Origin of the sequence: Pseudomonas sp. MWU13-2517, assembly GCF_023242545.1 — a bacterium.
Lineage (GTDB): Bacteria > Pseudomonadota > Gammaproteobacteria > Pseudomonadales > Pseudomonadaceae > Aquipseudomonas.
In genome coordinates, this window is sequence record NZ_JALMFA010000014.1 from 90,564 (window position 1) to 108,076 (window position 17,513).

Here is a 17,513-nt window from a genome sequence, read left to right on the forward strand (position 1 = left end):
AAGGCGATCAAAAATTTAAAGGAAAAAATCCATACGGAAATAGATCGGCGCTTCACGCTCGGTGATGGCGGCCGGTCGTTCCAAAGAGTGGGCAAAGGTCACACTAGCGGCGACGTTCTTGCCACGGACAAACAGCTCCACCGCGTTGCTGCTCATGCGCCCATGCTGCTCGGCGTTGTAGCGGTCGCGGCTGATCACACCCTGGTCGTAACCGACGCTGGTGCCGTACTCACTGAGCACTGGCTGCAACCAGGCCCAGGTCACCGGGCGACTCCAGCGCAGGTCGTTGCGCCAGTAGCCACCGCTGTCGCCGGCAAGCATCTGGTCTTTGTAGCCACGGATCGACGACTGCCCGCCCAGGCTCATGCGCTGCGGGCTGAACAGCACGTCTTCGCTGTGCTGGCCGGTCATCAGGCTGCTGAAGCTCAATGACTCGCCCCACAACGTAAAGGGGTACAGGTAGCTCAACGTGGCCGTGTATTTGCGATAGCGCGCATCGGCCTGGCCGGGTTTCGGATGGTGATTGGCCTGGGCATCAAAGGCACCGATGCCGTCTTGCATCCCCAGATCGATGTTGAGAAAAGACCCACCGATACGCCGTCCGTGGTTGATGCCGAACTGGGCCTCGCTGAGGCGGTTGCTGCTCAGGGCAAGCTTGCTGTCTTCGATGAAGTTGTTGGTGCGCAGGTAGGCCACGCCGGTGCTCAGGGAGGTTTTGCTGACGGCATCGCGGTGGATCACGCGCTCCAGGCGTACCTGGTGGTTCTGGCTGTCGCCGGTCTGCTTGAACTTGAAGTTGTTGGCCTCGGCCTGGGAGCGGTATTCGCTCTCGGTGTAGCTGTAACTGAGGTTCCACCAGCCGAATGGCAGGCTGTAGTTGAGCATCGAATTGCGCGAGGTTTTCTGGTGGTCGCTGACCGCGTCGTGACCACCACGCAGCGACAGTTGATCTGCGAGGCCCAGCGGATTATCCCAATCCAGGCTGGCGCCCCACTGCTGTTCGCCGGTGCTGCGCTGGCCGCCGTTGTGGCGCGACAAGCCGACACGCCAGGGTTTCTGCGGGGTGTTTTTGACCAGTACGTCGCTGCCACCCACGGCCTTGCCTGGCGCCAACTCCATCTGCGCCTGGTTCGACGGCAGGCGGTTGAGCTGGTCGACCATCTGCTCAATTTCGCGCAGGTTGAGCAGCTCACCGGTCTTGCCCGGGAAACTCATCGCCAACTGGCGGTCGGTGATGCCGCTGCCCTCGGCGCCCTTCAGGCTTTCCAGCTTGCCCTCGACCACCTGGATCTTGAGGTGGCCGCTGGAGAGATCCTGCTGCGGCAAGTAGGCACGGCTGGTGACCAGACCTTTGGCCAGGTAGCGGTCAGTGATGACCTTGAGCACTTCATTGAGCTGGGGCACGCCAAGGCATTGGCCGATGTACGGCTTGATCAGTTGGGCGCGTTCGCCCTCAGACAGCGCGTCGGCACCGGCGAGCTCAATGGTTTTGATCGCAAAGCAGCGCGCGTCGACGGGCGCTGTCGGCTTGCTGGAAGTCGTGGGTTTGCCGGGCAGGTCCTTGAGCTCTTCGAGACGACGTTGTTGCTCTTCGAGCAGGCGATCCTGGCGATCGCGGATCAGGTCGGTAACGCCCGGCGTGCTCTGCGGGTCAGCGCCTTGAGCGGTGCCGGCAAATCCCAGGCAAAAAAAAGCGGACAGCAGCGCAAGCCTGGTCCGACGTGTAAAACGCCACATTACTAGATCCCTCTACATGGCTCTGTGCCATCAATCGGCGGCGATAATAAGGTGGCAATATAGTGGCGTCAATTAAATGCTCACCCTCTCTTCACATTTTTTTCACATTGAGATCCCACTACCCTTTCACCCAAGGCGGCAGGCAAATCTTGAAGCATTCATTGGAAAACCAAGTAATGGATCCATTAAAAGCGAATCGACCGATAATCGCCCATATATAAGTCGCAAAATATTGACCACTCCCATAATCGTCCCGCCTAATGGATCCACTGAATAAAAATAATGCACTGCCTGGAGAGTCGTCATGTACCCCAAAAACACGTGGTATGTCGCCTGCACCCCTGATGAAATTGCGCAAAAGCCTCTGGGTCGTCAGATCTGCGGCGAAAAAATGGTGTTTTATCGTGGCCTGGAAGGCGCCGTGGTGGCGGTCGAGGATTTCTGCCCGCATCGCGGTGCGCCGCTCTCGCTGGGTTTTGTCGAGAATGGCAACCTGGTGTGCGGCTATCACGGCCTGGTGATGGGCGGCGATGGCAAGACGGTGGACATGCCGGGGCAGCGGGTACGCGGATTTCCCTGCAACAAGACGTTTGCGGCCGTCGAGCGCTACGGCTTCATCTGGGTTTGGCCGGGCGATCAGGCCCTGGCCGATCCCGCACTGATCCATCATCTGGAATGGGCCGTGAGTGATGAGTGGGCCTATGGCGGCGGGTTGTTTGATATCCAGTGTGACTACCGCCTGATGATCGACAACCTGATGGACCTGACCCATGAAACCTACGTCCATGCCTCCAGCATCGGCCAGAAGGAAATCGACGAAGCACCGCCTGTGACCACCGTTGAAGGCGACGAAGTGGTTACCGCCCGGCATATGGAAAACGTCATGGCTCCGCCGTTCTGGCGCATGGCCCTGCGCGGCAACAACCTTGCCGATGATGTGCCCGTGGACCGCTGGCAGATCTGCCGCTTCACCCCACCCAGCCATGTGTTGATCGAGGTCGGTGTGGCCCACGCCGGCAAAGGCGGATATCACGCGGCTGCCGAGCATAAGGCTGCGAGCATTGTGGTCGACTTCATCACCCCGCAGACCGACACCTCGATCTGGTACTTCTGGGGCATGGCGCGCAACTTCAACCCCCGCGACGAGGCACTGACTGCCAGCATCCGCGAAGGCCAGGGCAAGATTTTCAGCGAAGACCTGGAGATGCTCGAACGCCAGCAACAGAACCTGCTCGCTCACCCGACGCGCAATTTGCTCAAGCTGAATATCGATGCCGGCGGCGTGCAGTCACGCAAAATCCTGGAACGCCTGATCGCCAGGGAACGCGCCGTCGAGCCCGACCTGATCACCACCACCACTGCGTGAATAACGCCAACGCTGGAAGGACTGAACATGATCGATGTGGTGGTGGTATCCCGTAACAACGAAGCCCAGGACATTTGCAGCTATGAACTGGCCCGTGTCGATGGCAACCTGCTGCCGGCCTTCAGCGCCGGGGCGCACATTGACGTGCACTTGCCTGGCGGGCTGATCCGCCAGTACTCACTGTGCAATCACCCGGAGGAGCGTCATCGTTACCTGATCGGCGTGCTCAAGGACCCCGCCTCACGGGGCGGGTCCCGCAGCCTGCACGAACAGGTGCACCCAGGCTCGCGCCTGACCATCAGCGAACCGCGCAATCTGTTCCCCCTGGTACACGCCGCCCGGCGCAGTGTGTTGTTTGCCGGTGGTATCGGTATCACCCCGATCCTGTGCATGGCCGAACGCCTGGCCCATACAGGTGCCGACTTCGAACTGCATTACTGCGCCCGTGCCGGCGAACGCGCGGCGTTTGTCCAGCGTCTCAAGGCGTCGTCGTTTGCCGAGCGCGTGTTCCTGCATTTCGACGAACAGCCCCACACGGCCTTGAATGCTGCCGAGGTGCTGGCGGCGCCGGCAGATGACGTGCACCTGTATGTCTGCGGCCCTGGCGGGTTCATGCAACATGTGCTCGACAGCGCACGTGCGCTGGGTTGGCGGGAAGATTGCCTGCATCGCGAGTACTTCAGCGCGGCCCCGGTGGACGGCAGCCTCGACGGGCGTTTTTCGGTACAGCTGGGCAGCAGCGGCGAGGTTTTCGAGATCCCCGCCGACAAGAGCGTGGTGCAGGTCCTGGAAAGCCACGGCATCGAGATTCCGGTGTCCTGCGAACAGGGGATTTGCGGCACCTGCCTGACCCGTGTGCTGGAAGGCCTGCCGGAGCACCGCGATCTGTTCCTCACCGAGCAGGAGCAAGCGCTGAATGACCAGTTCACGCCCTGCTGCTCACGCTCGAAAACCCCTTTGCTGGTGCTCGATCTCTGAACCCTGTCACGACGCGGGCAAAATCACCTTCATTCGTGCGTCGGCGGTGGCTGAGCTGAAGATTTCGGCATAGCGCAACGTCGCATTGGCATGTTCGCGCATGATCGCTTCGGCCCGCGCGCCCTGGCGACTGACCAGGGCGTCGAAGACCGAGTGGTGTTGCATGTGGGCATAGTTGAAGCGCCGGTATTCGCGGACCATGTCCTCGCGATCCACCGCCAGCGCGGTCACCGACGCGAATGGCAGGTGATCGTTGCGCGCCAGGGCATCGGCAATCGCCGGGTTATGGCTGCTTTCAACGATGACCTGGTGAAAGCGCATGTTCAGATCGTGATAGACCTCGAGGTCGTCCTCGGTCACATACCCCTTGTCGAACAGTTGATCGCCCTCGACCAGGCAGCGCTCAAGCGCCCTGCGCGCTTCATCGGACAAACCGCGCTCGGCGGCTTGACGGGCCGCCAGGCCTTCAAGCACGCCGCGCACTTCAACCCCGTCGGCAATATCGCCGGGGCTGACCGAACGTACTTGATAGCCACGCCCGCCGGACGGCACCAGCAGTCCTTCCTGTTCAAGGGTACGAAACGCCATGCGCACGGGCATGCGCGATACGCCGAATCGCTGCGCCGTGGGGATTTCCATCAGGCGCTCGCCCGCCGCCAACTCTCCGCTGGCAATCATCTTGCGCAGTGCAATCAGCACCAATTGACCGGGCTTACTCATCCAGGCAACTTCCAGAACACGTGGGCTGCCATAGTACCGCAAGTCGTCGTGCAATCAGACGAACGCCAGCGCCGCGCGCGCGCCCTCGATTGCGCCCAGGTGCTGTGCCAGCCGGGACGGCAGGTAATCGAAAAAGAACCCGGCGCTTTGCAGCTTGGCGGCACGTAACGGATGTTCTTCGGGTAATGCCCCGGATACCCGTGCGGCCCGTGCCCAGGCAAAAGCCAACAGCGCCACGCCACACAATTGGAGGAAATCCGGCGCAGCCCGATACGGATATTCGCTGTCCTCGCCAGACCTCTCGCGTATGGCATTCACCACACTGGCCAATGCGTCGCACACACAGTCCAACGCACGAGCGAACCCTGCGCATTCAACCGACTGGCTGCCCTGCCCGGCTTCAGCACGCAACTCGGCCAGCAATACAGCAAAAGCCCGGCCTTCATCCCCCAGGACCTTGCGCAGCAACAGGTCATTGGCCTGAATCTCATTGCTGCCCTCATAAATCATGGCGATGCGACTGTCACGCAGGGTTTGCTCGATGCCGAATTCGGCGACATAACCGTAACCGCCGAAGACCTGCAATGCATTGCTGGCCTGGCGAAACCCCTGTTCGGTGAAAAACGCCTTGATGATGGGCGTCAGCAGCGAGGCCAACTGGGCGGCCTGCGGGTCTTGTTGATGCTCAGCCTGATCGAGCAGGTGCGCGGCCCAATAACCGATGGCGCGCATGCCCTCGCTGGTGGTGCGCAGCTCCAGCAACACGCGGCGCATGGCCGGGTGATAACGGATGGGATCGGCGGCCGCGGCCGTCACTGCCTCGGGCCTTGAAGGTGCGCGCATTTGCAAACGTTCAGCAGCGTACTGCCGGGCGTTCTGCCAGGCCGCATCGACATGCCCCAGGCCTTGCAGGCCGACATGCAGGCGCGCCGAATTCATCATCACGAACATCGCGGCCAGGCCACGGTGAGGGTCGCCGATCAACCAGCCTTGGGCGGCGTCGAACACCAGGGAACAGGTGGCGCTGCCCTTGATGCCCATCTTGTGTTCAATGCCGTCACAGCGCACGCCGTTAGGCTGGCCATCGTCCAAGCGCTTGGGCACCAGGAACAGAGAAATACCACGACTGCCCGGCGGCGCATCGGGCAGCCGCGCCAGCACCAGGTGCAGGATATTGGCCGTGAGGTCGTGCTCGCCGCCGGAAATAAACAGCTTGCTGCCGCTCAGTCGATAGCTGCCATCCGCCTGGGGTTCGGCGCGACAACGCAGCAAACCGACATCGCTGCCGGCCTGGGGCTCGGTCAGGCACATGGTGGGCAAGGCTTGGCCGCTGATGATCTCGGGTAAATAACGCGCCTGCAACCAGGGTGCGGCATGGGTCTTGAGGCACAGGTAAGCGCCGTGGGCGATGCCGGTGTACATCGCCCACGCATGGTTGGCGGCGTAGAGCATTTCTTGCACGGCGGCGTCGAGCAATTGCGGCAGGCCCTGCCCACCCAGTGCTTCAGTGCAGGCCAGCGCCGGCCAACCTCCGTCGACATAGGCTCGATACGCCTCGGCAAAGCCGTCCGGTGTGCTGACCTGGCCCGCCTGCCAGCGGCAGCCTTGGCGATCACCGCTGCTGTTCAACGGCGCCAGTACGCCCTGGCTGAAGCGTGCCGCCTCCTCCAGCACCTGTAACGCCAGCGGCAGGTCCAACGTCTCGAACGCCGGGTTGCCGCGCCACGCATCGGGTGCCTGCAGCCAATGTTCAAGCACAAATTGCATATCGCGCAGGGGCGCCTCATAGCTCCACATCGGGACACCTCATCGAATAAAAACAAGCGGGCGCTCAAGCGCGGTAGGCAGGGTTTTCGATCAGCAACGCCATGCCCTGCCCGCCGCCTACGCACGCTGCGGCAATGCCGTAACGCAGGTTGTGCTGACGCAGTTGCCGGGCCAGGGTCATCACCAGGCGCAGGCCGCTGGCAGCCAATGGATGGCCCAGCGCGAGAGAACCGCCGTGGACGTTGAGGCGAGTGCTGTCCAACTCCAGCTCCTGGGCGACCGCCAGTACCTGCGCGGCCTGCGCTTCATTGATCTCGAAGCGGCCGATATCGCCCAGGCTCAACCCGCTGCGCTGCAACAGCAGACGGATCGCCGGCGCCGGCCCGATGCCCATGTGCTCCGGGGCCACACCGACCACCGCACTGGCCAGCAGCCGGGCCAATGCCGGCCGCGCGCAATCGCCGGCACGCCCTACCAACGCCGCTGCGGCACCGTCGACCACCGCGCAACTGTTGCCGGCGGTTTGCACCCCACCGGCATGCACTGCGCGCAAACGCGCCAGGGCATCAAGGTCGGTGGGCCGTGGGTGGCTGTCCTCGTGGACGGCACTGGTCTGGCGCGCCAGGGTGATACGCCTCGGTTGATAGCCTTCGAGTTCGAACACCTGGTTGTCCACCGTCACCAGCTCTTTTGCCCAGGTTCCATCACGCTGCGCCTGCAACGCGCGCTGATGACTATCACAGGCATACCGGTCCACGGCTTCCCGGCTCAGGCCATAAAGGCGCGCAAGGTTATCGGCGGTGGCGATCATGTCTATCGCCGGGGCCGGGTCATACAGCGCCTCCCAGAGAAAGTCCTTGAATTGCACCTCGCCCCCGAGACGAAAACCGCCGCGATGGGTGTAAGCGGCAATCGGGTTGCGTGACATCGACTCGGCAGCCACGCACAAGGCCAGTTGCACACCGTCGCGCAGCTGCCCTGCGGCCTGGCGCAGCAGTTCGAAACCGGTGGCGCAGATGCGCTGCACCCCCAGCGCCGGGACCGCTTGCGGCACACCGCTGTACAAGCCGATATGCCGCGGCAGCAAATAGGCATCGAAGCTGGCCTGGGCCATGGAGCCGGCCAGCACGCTGTCTACCGCCTGCGGTTCGATGCCGGCGCGGGCCAGCACTTCACGGCCGACCTTGATCCCCAAGTCGATAGGCGATACCTGGGACAACGCGCCTCCCAGGTCGACCCAGGGCGTGCGCACAGCGTCGAAAATCGCCACATCGGTAAACACCGCGTACTGCCCGACGCGACTCAAGGCTTGGGCCCGGCGCGCAGGATCGTGGGGTCTTCACCGCGATACAGCGCCTCGACTCTGGCCGCGCGCCATTGCAATACCGCGCGCTGGTTGATCGAACCCTTGTCGGTAATTTCGCCCCGGTCGATGGACGCCGGCTCGTCGAGCACGGCGATCCACTCCAGGCGACTGGCATTGCCGGTGGCCTCGCGATTGAGTCGCTGCAGCCAATCGCCGAACCACTCGCGCACAGGCGCGCTGGCCAGTACCTCGGCGTCGCTGGCGTCGGCGCTCAAGCCGGCCAGCCGACGGCATTCGTAGAGTCTGGGGAATACCAGGGCGCCCAGGCACTCGCGGTCCGGCGCGGCAATCACCAAATCCTGCACATAGGGCGAGCCTTCGAGCACGGCGCGATTGCGCAATGGGCCGACGCTGACAAACACCCCGGAAGACAGCTTGAAGTCTTCGGCGATCCTCCCATCGAACATCAGCCCCCACTGCGGCTGCTGGGGGTCGGCAAGCTTGATCGCATCGCCAGAACAGTAAAAACCCTGCTCATCGAACACCTCGGCGGTTTGCTCGGGCGCCCGCCAGTACCCCGGCATGATGTGCGGCCCGCGAAAGCGCCCTTCGAACTTACCGTCCACCGGCACCAGCCGCACCTCGCAACCCGGCGCGGGCAAGCCGATGTAACCGGCCATCGACAACGGCCCGGTGGTGAACGTGCAGGACGGCGCGGCTTCGGTCATACCCAGGCCAGCCATCATGCGGATGCGCTCGCCACAGTGCCGTTCGGCCACCCGGTCGAGGCGATCCCAGACGCTTTGCGACAGCCCGGCGGCGGCGAAGAAGAACAGCTTCATCCGTGCAAAAAAGCACTCGCGCAACTCGGCATCCTGTTCCAGCGCGTTGACCAGCTCCTCCCAGCCCTTGGGTACCGTGAGGTAGGCCGTGGGCGAAATCTCCTTGAGGTTGCGCAAGGTCTGGGCAAACCCCTGGACCGTGGGTTTGCCGTCGTCGAGGTAAAAGGTGCCGCCGTTATAGAGCACGATGCCCACGTTGTGGCTGCCGCCAAAAGTGTGGTTCCAGGGCAGCCAGTCCACCAGCACCGGGGGCTCCTCACCGAACACCGGAAACGTCTGCAACAGCATTTGCTGGTTGGCGCAGAGCATGCGTTGGGTGGTGATCACCGCCTTGGGCAGTTTGGTCGAGCCCGAGGTGAAGAGAAACTTGGCGATGCTGTCCGGGCCGGTGGCATTGAACGCCGCTTCGGCTTCGGTGCCACCCGGCGTTTGCAGCAGGCTCGCAAAGCTGACGTGGGTGCGCCCGGGCACCTGGCCGCGCACACTGATCAGCGGCGTTTCGGGCGGCAATACGGCATCGATCGCGCGCTGATAGGCCGCCGCATCGCTGACAAACACCAGCCCCGGTTGCAGCAGGTCGCACACATGCCGCAGCTTGGCGAAATCCTGGGATAACAGTGAGTACGCCGGCGATACCGGGCAATAGGGAATGCCGGCGTACATCGCGCCAAGGGCCAGTTGCAAATGTTCGATATCGTTTCCCGACAGCAGCGCCAACGGTTTGTGCGCCGACAGCCCGTAAGCCAACAGGCTTTGGGCGATGGCCCGCACACTGTCGAGCATCTGCCCATAGCTGACACGCCGCCACTCACCGTCGGCCTGGCGTGCGGCAATGAATGTCTGCTCGGGGCGAACCTGAGCCCAGTGCACCAGGCGATCAAGCAAGCGCGGCGGCAGCTCGGCCAATGGCTCCAGGGAACGCATATGCAGCACGCCCTGCTCTTCAGTGACCTCGACCGGCGCATGGCCGATGGACACGGCGCGGTATCGCGGCAGGTGCTGCTCGGACTGAGATTGCGGTCTGAATTCGGAACTCACAAGGATGCCTCCATCAAGGCGGATCAAAGCCGCCGCCTTTATTGTTATGTCGCGCGGCTTACTCAGATCGGGTAGTGCCTTGGCCCGTTCTGCAAAGTCACCCAGCGTAATTGCGTGAAATGCTCAATGGAGGCCTTGGCACCGAAGCTGCCATATCCGCTGGATTTGACGCCACCGAAAGGCATCTGCGCCTCGTCATGCACCGTCGGGCCGTTGATATGGCAAATGCCCGTCTCCACCCGTTGCGCCAGGGCCAGGGCGCGCCCGGTGTCGCGGCTGAAGATAGCCGCCGACAAACCGAACTCGGAATCGTTGGCCAGGCGCAGCAGCGCTTCGTCACCGTCACCGCGCAGCAACACCGCCACCGGGCCGAAGGACTCTTCGCGGTATAAGCGCATGTGTTCGGTGACGCCATCGATCAGGGTCGGCTGCAGGATGCTGCCGTCCAATTGCCCGCCCGCCACCAGCCGTGCGCCTTTGCTCAGCGCATCGTCGATCAGGGCCTTGATGCGCGTACCGGCACTGACATCCACCAGCGAGCCCAACACTGAGTCCGGCGCAGCAGGGTCACCGGCACGCAGGGTCGTAAGCTTGGCCGCCAGCTTGGCGATAAAGGCATCGGCGACCTTGGCATCGACAATCAGGCGCTCGGTGGACATGCAGATCTGCCCCTGATTGAAATAAGCGCCAAAGGCGGCCGCCGCTACCGCCGCGTCCAGGTCGGCATCATCCAGCACCAGCAGCGGCGCCTTGCCGCCCAGCTCCAGCAGCGCCGGCTTGAGATGGCGTGCGGACAGTTCGCCGACAATCCGCCCTACATGGGTCGAGCCGGTGAAATTGACGCGCCGCACCGCCGGGTTGGCGATCAGCCTTTCGACAATCGCGGCAGCCTGCTCCGGCGCGTTGCTGATGACATTGACCACGCCATCGCCAAGACCGGAATCCTGCAACACTTGGCCGATCAGCCGATGTACCGCCGGGCTTAACTCGGACGCCTTGAGCACGACGGTGTTGCCGCAGGCAAGCGGCATGGCAATGGCGCGGGTGGCGAGGATAACCGGGGCGTTCCAGGGCGCGATGCCCAGCACCACGCCGCACGGCTGGCGCAGGGCCATGGCAAAGCTGCCGGGCACATCAGAGGGAATGACCTCGCCGGTGATCTGGGTGGTCATCGACGCGGCTTCGCGCAGGATGTTGGCCGCCAGGCGCACGTTAAAGCCATACCAGTTGGCCATGGCGCCGGTCTCGCCGGCGGCGGCGATAAATTCGGCGCTACGCGCCTGCAGTTGCTCGGCGGCCTTGAGCAACCGGGTGCGGCGTTCGTTGGGCGCCAGCGCGGCCCAGGCAGGGAACGCGGCCTGGGCCGCGGCCACGGCGGCGTCGGCATCTTCCAGGGTGGCGGCGGCTACCCGCGAGACCACTGCGCCGGTTACCGGGTTGCGACGCTCGAAAGTTCGACCGTCGCGGGCGGGGCACGACTGGCCACCAATCAACAGGGGCACGTCCAGCATGGTGATTCCTCTTTATTATCTTTATCGGGAACACGTTCAAGCAGGGTGACAGCGGTGCGGCCCGCAGGCCGCCCACTTCAACGTTTATACGCCTGCAGGCCAGGCTTGATGCTCTTGTCGTCGAGGAATTGCTTCATGCCCTGCTCGCGACCGCCTTCGGTGTCGAGCAAGCGAGACTGATCGAGCTTGGCGTACAGGTAGTCTTCGTTCTGCTCCCAGGTCAGCTCGCGGCAACGCTTGAAACCGTGCTTGGCGGCACGCAGCACTACCGGGTTTTTCTCCAGCAGGTTGCGCGCCAGCTCAATCGTGACTTCGCGCAGTTGGGCCAGCGGCACACTCTCGTTGACCAAGCCCATTTCAGCGGCTTTCTGCCCGCCGAACGTCTTGCCGGTCATGATGTAGTACAGCGATTGACGGTGGCCGACGGTGTCGGCCATGGCCTTGCTGACCAGGTTGCCCGGCGGAATGCCCCAGTTGATTTCCGAGAGGCCGAAGGTCGCTTCGTCGGCGCAGATCGCCAGGTCGCAGGCCACCAGCGGGCTGAAGCCGCCGCCGAAACACCAGCCATTGACCATGGCGATGGTCGGTTTGGCGTACATGCGCAGCAACTTCCATTGCCATTGCGAGGCTTCACGGCGGATTTTTTCCTGGAGGATTTCCGGGCCGGCGTCCACTTCGCGAAAGTACTCCTTGAGGTCCATGCCCGCGGTCCAGGCTTCACCGGCGCCAGTCAGCACCAGCACACCGGCGGCCGGGTCCTGTTCCAGGATTTCCAGCACGTCGATCATTTCCCGGTTGAGGGTCGGGCTCATGGCGTTGCGTTTTTCCGGACGGTTGAGAATGACCCAGGCGATGCCTTGCTCGATCTCAACCTTGACAGTGGTCCAACGGCCTTCGTAATTGCTCATGGCGGTACGCTCTTGTTCTGGGTGTGAAGATGATTCGAAATTAAACCGCATACATAGTTATGTCAATTAACTATTAATCTGGATAACCAATATTTTTCAGCCTGTAGCCGGTACTTTTTTCGGACGGGTTGAAAAGCTTTCATAGCCACGGCAAGCCAACCCCGGCAAACTAGATAGGTTTCTTAACCTCCATTTCCTGAGGATTGCACTGCTAATGGCCAAACCCTCCAATATCGCCGCCGCTCGCCAGGCCCTGCCCGACAACGACGAGGCACCGCCACCGCTGGACTCTGCGCTGGACGATCTGATCGGTTATGCCATGCGCCGCGCCCAGCTCAAGCTGTTCCAGAACCTGATCGGCCGGCTTTCCGAGCATGACCTGCGCCCCGCACAGTTCTCGGCCCTGGCGGTCATCGAACAGAACCCCGGGCTGATGCAGGCCGACCTGGCGCGCGCCCTGGCCATCGAGCCGCCCCAGGTGGTGCCCTTGCTGAACAAGCTGGAAAGCCGCGCCCTCGCCGTGCGCGTGCGCTGCAAACCGGACAAGCGCTCCTACGGAATCTTCCTGAGCAAGCCTGGCGAAACCCTGCTCAAGGAACTCAAGGCAATCGCCGCACAGAGCGACCTCGACGCCACCAGCAACCTGGACGTCGAAGAGCGTGCAGAGCTGTTGCGCTTGCTCAAGAAGGTGTATCAGGACCAATGACCTACCAGAGCGCCACGGTGTAGAGCACCAGGAAGCGGGTCTGGTTTTCATCACGAAAAGCCGCGCCACCGGGGAAGTCGTTGCGGTAGATCGACTTGCGCGCCATCAGCCCAACGTTCTTCAGCGGGCCACTCTGGATCACGTAGCCCAGTTCCATCTGGAACTCGCGCTCCTTGCGGTCCTGCGCATTGAAAGCCGCCAACTCGATATTGTCGCCACGCACATAACGCAATCGGCTCTTCAAGCCCGGCAACCCCGAGGCCGCAAAGTCATAGTCGTAGATGGCCTGCCAGGTGTGCTCCTTGGCGTTGAGAAAGTCCGAACTCATGGTCAGTTCGCTCATGCCCATCAGCTCGGTGCCCGAGATATACGGCGTGGCCGTGTCCCCACTGGCATGCATGTAGCCAAGGCTGAAACGGTGCCCGCCGAGGCGGTAGCCGAACAGCGCCGAGAGGTTGCGGTTGTCTACCTTCCCGGCCTTGGCACTGCCGTCCTCGCGGCTGAAAAAACTGCGCAGATCGCTGGTCAACACACCGGCGCCCAGTGGCAGGTTGTGCAGCAGCGCGAAGGTGTCCTGTTGATAGAGGTCGGCCACCGCCGAGTGATAGACACGCAGGCTGAGGTCTTTATTCACCTGGTAATCGCCCCCCAGGTAAGCCAGGTGCGAGGTGGTCGCCGTCGCGTTGAAACGGCGATTGGGCGACGCGATAGTCATGGCCTGGTAGTCGGTGGAGTCGCGCTTGTTGATACGGTCGATATAACCGGTATTCAGCGTCATCCCGTCGATGTCCCTGGAGCTCAACGTGGTGCCGCGAAAGGTCTGCGGCAGCAGGCGCGACGGGCTGGCAAAGGCGAACGGCAGAAAGATCGACACGTCGCCGGTCTTTACCGTGGTTTGGGCAAGCCGCAGCTTGGCAGTCGGCGCCAACCGTGAATATTCATCGGCGGCACGCTTGTCGCCGGCCGATACCGGCAATAACTCGGTGCCGCTACGGTCTGGCGAAGAGTCCAGCTTGACCCCCATCAGCCCGCGCATATCCAAACCAAAGCCCACGGTGCCCGGAGTGTACCCCGACTCCAGGTTGACGATAAACGCCTGGGCCCATTCCCGCGCGGCGGTCTTGGCACCGTCGTCCTTGTAGTCTCGGTCCAGGTAGTAATTGCGTAGCGTCAGGGAGCCATGGCTGTCGTCGATAAACCCCGCCGCCCACGACGGGGTGGGCAGAACACTCAACATCAGCAGCGCACTGACCAGGCGTAGAGTGCGATTCGACACACGGCAGGTCGCCGCAACAGCGCCCGTGGGGAGTTTTTGCATGTTCGATGTCCATTTTTTGTTGTTGTTTTTGGGGTGATATGCACGTGGCCAGTGGGCCTCGTGAGCAGAGAATGGAAACAGCTGGAGGCAATCGTCAACCGACACTGACCGATAATCGAACGTTAATAAAACTATCTATTTTCATCACACCTACAGGCTCTCATCGCAAACGCCTGGATTAGACGGCCTGCTTTACGATTTCCGAGGCAGAGTCTGCGCCCTTCTTTTTATAGTTATATTTGTTATCTTGATTGCCAGCAGCCCAAGCGGCTCGCACCACAACAAAAACAACAATGAGGTTTGCCCATGGACAGTCCATCGCGTCGTTCGACGTTGACTATCGCGTTGTGCTTTATCGTTGCGCTGATCGAGGGTTTCGATCTGCAAGCCGCCGGCACCGCTGCTGCAGGGTTGCGTCAGAGTTTTGCCCTGGACCCGAAAATGCTCGGCTGGGTATTCAGTGTCGGGATCATTGGCCTGCTGCCGGGGGCGTTCTTCGGTGGCTGGGTGGCCGACCGCATTGGGCGCAAGAAAATCCTGGTAAGCGCCGTACTGCTGTTCGGGTTGTTTTCCCTCTGCACGGCATTTGTCGAAAGCTACTCAAGCCTGCTGCTGGTGCGTTTTCTCACCGGCCTGGGCCTGGGCGCCGCGCTGCCCAACCTGATCGCGCTGTGCGCCGAGGCGGTCAGCGAACGCAACCGTGGCACCGCGATCAGCGTCATGTATTGCGGCGTGCCACTGGGCGGCGCATTGGCCGCGGTGGTGGCAATGTTCTCCAGTGAACATTGGCAAACCACCTTTATCATCGGCGGCCTGGTCCCGTTGCTGGTCGTGCCGTTGATGGTCCTGCTGCTGCCCGAATCCAGCGCCTTTCGCCAGCAATCCGAACACACCCGCAGCCTGCGCCCCTCCACCGGCACGGCGCTGTTCGGCGAGGGTCGCGCGCTCATCACTCTGGCGTTGTGGCTCAGTTACTTCTTCACCCTGACCGTGATGTACATGCTGCTTAACTGGCTGCCTTCGTTGCTGCTCGAACAAGGCTTCAGCAAGCCCCAGGCGGGCATGGTGCAGATGCTCTTCAATATCGGCGGCGCTCTCGGTTCGCTGCTTGGCGGCGTGCTGCTGGACCGCTGCAACGCACTCAAAGTGGTGCTGTTCGTGTACGCCGGATTGCTCGCCGCACTCGCCGGTGTCGGCCTGTCGGTGGGGATTGTGCCCATGGCCATGGCGGGCTTCGCCGCTGGCTTGTTCGTGATGGCCGCACAATTGGTGCTGTATGCCAGCGCCCCACCTTCCTACCCCACCGCGGTGCGTGCCACCGGTGTGGGGGCGGCCGTGGCCATCGGCCGACTGGGCTCGGTGGCCGGGCCGCTGGCAGCCGGGCAACTTCTTGCGGCAGGCGCCGGCACCAGCGGCGTACTGCTGGCGACCTCCCCCGGCGTCGTGATCGCCGCACTCACCATCATCAGCGTCATGGTGCGTACGGCGCCACTGAACCTACCCGCTACACCCGCGCCTAAAACTGGTGCAGCCAATTAAGCACCAACTTGTTGCCCTGGGTGCGGTTTTGCGCCTGCTGCTCGAAGTACGCGTTAACCGACAGGATATTTTCCTTGTTGAATGCGTAGACCAGGCCTGGGCCGATGGCCCAGACCTTTTCGCGACGCCCGCTCACCGCGTGCCCATCCACCTCGGTGTCGGTGATCTGCTTCAACCAGTAGCCATTCAAGCCCAGGCTCAATTGCTGGTCGATGGCGTACTGGAGTGTCAGGTTGGCATGCAATGCCTGCCCGGCCTGAGTGCTGGAAGCATCCGCAAAGCTCGCCTGCGGGTCGTTATTCTTGCCATTCCACAGGTACATGAAGCGTCCACTTGTCGACCACTTCGGGCTGAACCAGTACGTCGCTGCGTAGTACGGGTTGAATGACCAGAAGTTGCTGCCGGGGTTGATCGAGCGCCCGCGGTCATAGGCCCCCACCGGCACCGCTACATCAGCCTCGACCCGCTGGGCCAGCCAAGGGCTGCCGTCAGCACGGCTCAGGGTCGGCAGTTGCAGGAAGGCGCCCAACGTCACATCGCCAAACCCTGCACGGGAACTCAGTGCGGCGTTATTCAAACCATCGTCAACCGCCACATGGGCCAGGGAGGTGTTGATCAGGGTAAAACCAGGCATCGCACCATTGGCCAGGGGCTGGCCGACGTAGATGATCTGCGTGGTCGGCGCCACCACTTCCACATCCTGCCTGGGCAAGGCGAGCTTGTTGCCGTTGGCATCATTGAAACGGCTGGCGCGGGAGTACGTGAGGTATTCCTCCAGGTACCAACCAGGCCCGGCCGGCGCAGGTGAGCCGTCATAGAAGCTGGTGGTGCCCAGGTTGAGTCCGGGCAAGTCATAAGCGTGTGCAGTCGATGACAGTGCGACAAAAGTCATGGCCGCAACCGTCCGCAAGATAGGCTTGGGCATCTTGTATGTCCTGTATTTTTGTTGTTGTTCAAGACCCCCGGCACGGTGGCTCCGCACCGGGGTTAAGCGTTGTTGCAACCCTTACAGGTAGGTGGCGGCCAACCCTCCATCCACCGGCAGATTGACCCCATTGACCCAACGCGCCGCGTCCGAGCAGAGGAACGCGATCACCGAAGCCACCTCATCGGCCAAGGCTGGGCGGGTCATGCGCTGGCTGTCCTGGGCCACCCGCTCAGGCCCCAACATGCTGACGAAATCGCCAAGGATCGGCGTGAACACCGGCCCCGGCGCGACGCAGTTGATACGCACCGAATGATCGCGAAACCAGGCTTGGGATTGCAGCGAACTCCAGACAATCAGCGCCTCCTTGAAGTACTGATAACAGGTGCCCTGCTCCACCGGATTGGCCGCCAGCCACTGCTGCCCGGCCCGGAAGCTCTCGGTGGCCGCCAACGCTTTGTGCAACGCCAGGCGTTGTGGCCACTGCGCGCCGAGCACCGAGGCGACATTGACGATGCTGCCGCCCGCCGACAGGCGCGGCAGCAACGCTTGGGTGAGGTGGCGCAAGCCCAGGTAATTGACCTCTGCCACCGTTTGCACCGGTGCCGTACCGGGCACCCCGGCGATGTTGCATAGCGCGTCGACCCGCGCCGGCAGGCGCGCCACCAGCGCGTCGATGCTCGTGGGATCGCTCAGGTCGGCATGGAAAAATCCATCCAGCGTCAACTGCGGCTCATGGCGATCGACCCCCAGCACCGTGGCGCCCTGGAAACGCGCCAGTCGCGCCACTTCCGCACCAATGCCCGACGCGACGCCGGTGACGATCAAGGTTTTGTTGTACAGATTCATGTT

14 protein-coding genes are annotated in these 17,513 nt (G+C 62.4%); 4 read left to right on the forward strand and 10 right to left on the reverse strand.

The genetic code is table 11. The annotated features are described in order from the left end of the window. Nucleotides 1-15: 15 nt before the first annotated feature. Nucleotides 16-1,737 (reverse strand): ShlB/FhaC/HecB family hemolysin secretion/activation protein, encoded by a 1,722-nt coding sequence (locus M5B97_RS20440; protein WP_248732493.1) that lies wholly within the window; start codon nt 1,735-1,737, stop codon nt 16-18. A gap of 304 nt (nt 1,738-2,041) precedes the next feature. On the opposite strand from M5B97_RS20440, the gene M5B97_RS20445 reads away from it, so the two are divergent. Both M5B97_RS20445 and M5B97_RS20450 read left to right on the forward strand, forming a co-directional pair. Beyond that, the gene (locus M5B97_RS20445) at nt 2,042-3,103 is read left to right on the forward strand and encodes an aromatic ring-hydroxylating dioxygenase subunit alpha (RefSeq protein WP_248732494.1); all 1,062 of its coding nucleotides are present in this window, start codon (nt 2,042-2,044) and stop codon (nt 3,101-3,103) included. A gap of 27 nt (nt 3,104-3,130) precedes the next feature. After that, nucleotides 3,131-4,081, forward strand: coding sequence for a PDR/VanB family oxidoreductase (locus M5B97_RS20450; RefSeq protein WP_248732495.1), 951 nt, complete (start codon nt 3,131-3,133; stop codon nt 4,079-4,081). A 6-nt stretch (nt 4,082-4,087) separates the two neighbouring features. Here M5B97_RS20450 and M5B97_RS20455 read toward each other — a convergent pair whose 3' ends face one another. The 6 genes from M5B97_RS20455 to M5B97_RS20480 all read right to left on the reverse strand — a co-directional run bounded on the left by M5B97_RS20455 (nt 4,088) and on the right by M5B97_RS20480 (nt 12,173). Then, complete coding sequence (locus tag M5B97_RS20455; protein WP_123718204.1) at nt 4,088-4,801, reverse strand: GntR family transcriptional regulator; 714 nt, start codon at nt 4,799-4,801, stop codon at nt 4,088-4,090. A 54-nt stretch (nt 4,802-4,855) separates the two neighbouring features. Continuing rightward, complete coding sequence (locus M5B97_RS20460; RefSeq protein ID WP_248732496.1) at nt 4,856-6,598, reverse strand: acyl-CoA dehydrogenase; 1,743 nt, start codon at nt 6,596-6,598, stop codon at nt 4,856-4,858. Between the two features lie 34 nt (nt 6,599-6,632). Further along, nucleotides 6,633-7,874 (reverse strand): thiolase family protein, encoded by a 1,242-nt coding sequence (locus M5B97_RS20465; protein ID WP_248732497.1) that lies wholly within the window; start codon nt 7,872-7,874, stop codon nt 6,633-6,635. After that, a complete protein-coding gene (locus M5B97_RS20470) occupies nt 7,871-9,754 on the reverse strand; it encodes a feruloyl-CoA synthase (protein WP_248732498.1) in 1,884 nt (627 codons plus the stop codon). Before M5B97_RS20470 ends, M5B97_RS20465 begins: the two co-directional genes overlap by 4 nt. Before the next feature lie 62 nt (nt 9,755-9,816). Then, nucleotides 9,817-11,265: an aldehyde dehydrogenase gene (locus tag M5B97_RS20475; protein ID WP_123718200.1), complete on the reverse strand. Its 1,449-nt coding sequence runs from the start codon at nt 11,263-11,265 to the stop codon at nt 9,817-9,819. Nucleotides 11,266-11,342: 77 nt separating this feature from the next. Beyond that, complete coding sequence (locus tag M5B97_RS20480) at nt 11,343-12,173, reverse strand: p-hydroxycinnamoyl CoA hydratase/lyase (RefSeq protein WP_248732499.1); 831 nt, start codon at nt 12,171-12,173, stop codon at nt 11,343-11,345. Between the two features lie 214 nt (nt 12,174-12,387). On the opposite strand from M5B97_RS20480, the gene M5B97_RS20485 reads away from it, so the two are divergent. Continuing rightward, nucleotides 12,388-12,879 (forward strand): MarR family transcriptional regulator, encoded by a 492-nt coding sequence (locus M5B97_RS20485; RefSeq protein WP_134657139.1) that lies wholly within the window; start codon nt 12,388-12,390, stop codon nt 12,877-12,879. 1 nt (nt 12,880) lies between these two features. Here M5B97_RS20485 and M5B97_RS20490 read toward each other — a convergent pair whose 3' ends face one another. Continuing rightward, complete coding sequence (locus tag M5B97_RS20490) at nt 12,881-14,197, reverse strand: OprD family porin (protein ID WP_248732500.1); 1,317 nt, start codon at nt 14,195-14,197, stop codon at nt 12,881-12,883. Between the two features lie 306 nt (nt 14,198-14,503). Between M5B97_RS20490 and mhpT the strand changes: the two genes are divergently transcribed. Continuing rightward, on the forward strand, nt 14,504-15,736 hold the full coding sequence (gene mhpT / locus M5B97_RS20495; RefSeq protein WP_123718196.1) for a 3-(3-hydroxy-phenyl)propionate transporter MhpT: 1,233 nt from the start codon (nt 14,504-14,506) through the stop codon (nt 15,734-15,736). Here mhpT and M5B97_RS20500 read toward each other — a convergent pair. Next, entirely contained in the window at nt 15,714-16,661 is a 948-nt protein-coding gene (locus M5B97_RS20500; RefSeq protein WP_248732501.1) for a transporter, read from the reverse strand. The genes mhpT and M5B97_RS20500 overlap by 23 nt on opposite strands. Nucleotides 16,662-16,742: 81 nt before the next feature. After that, nucleotides 16,743-17,510: a coniferyl-alcohol dehydrogenase gene (locus tag M5B97_RS20505; RefSeq protein WP_123718194.1), complete on the reverse strand. Its 768-nt coding sequence runs from the start codon at nt 17,508-17,510 to the stop codon at nt 16,743-16,745. Nucleotides 17,511-17,513 lie beyond the last annotated feature (3 nt).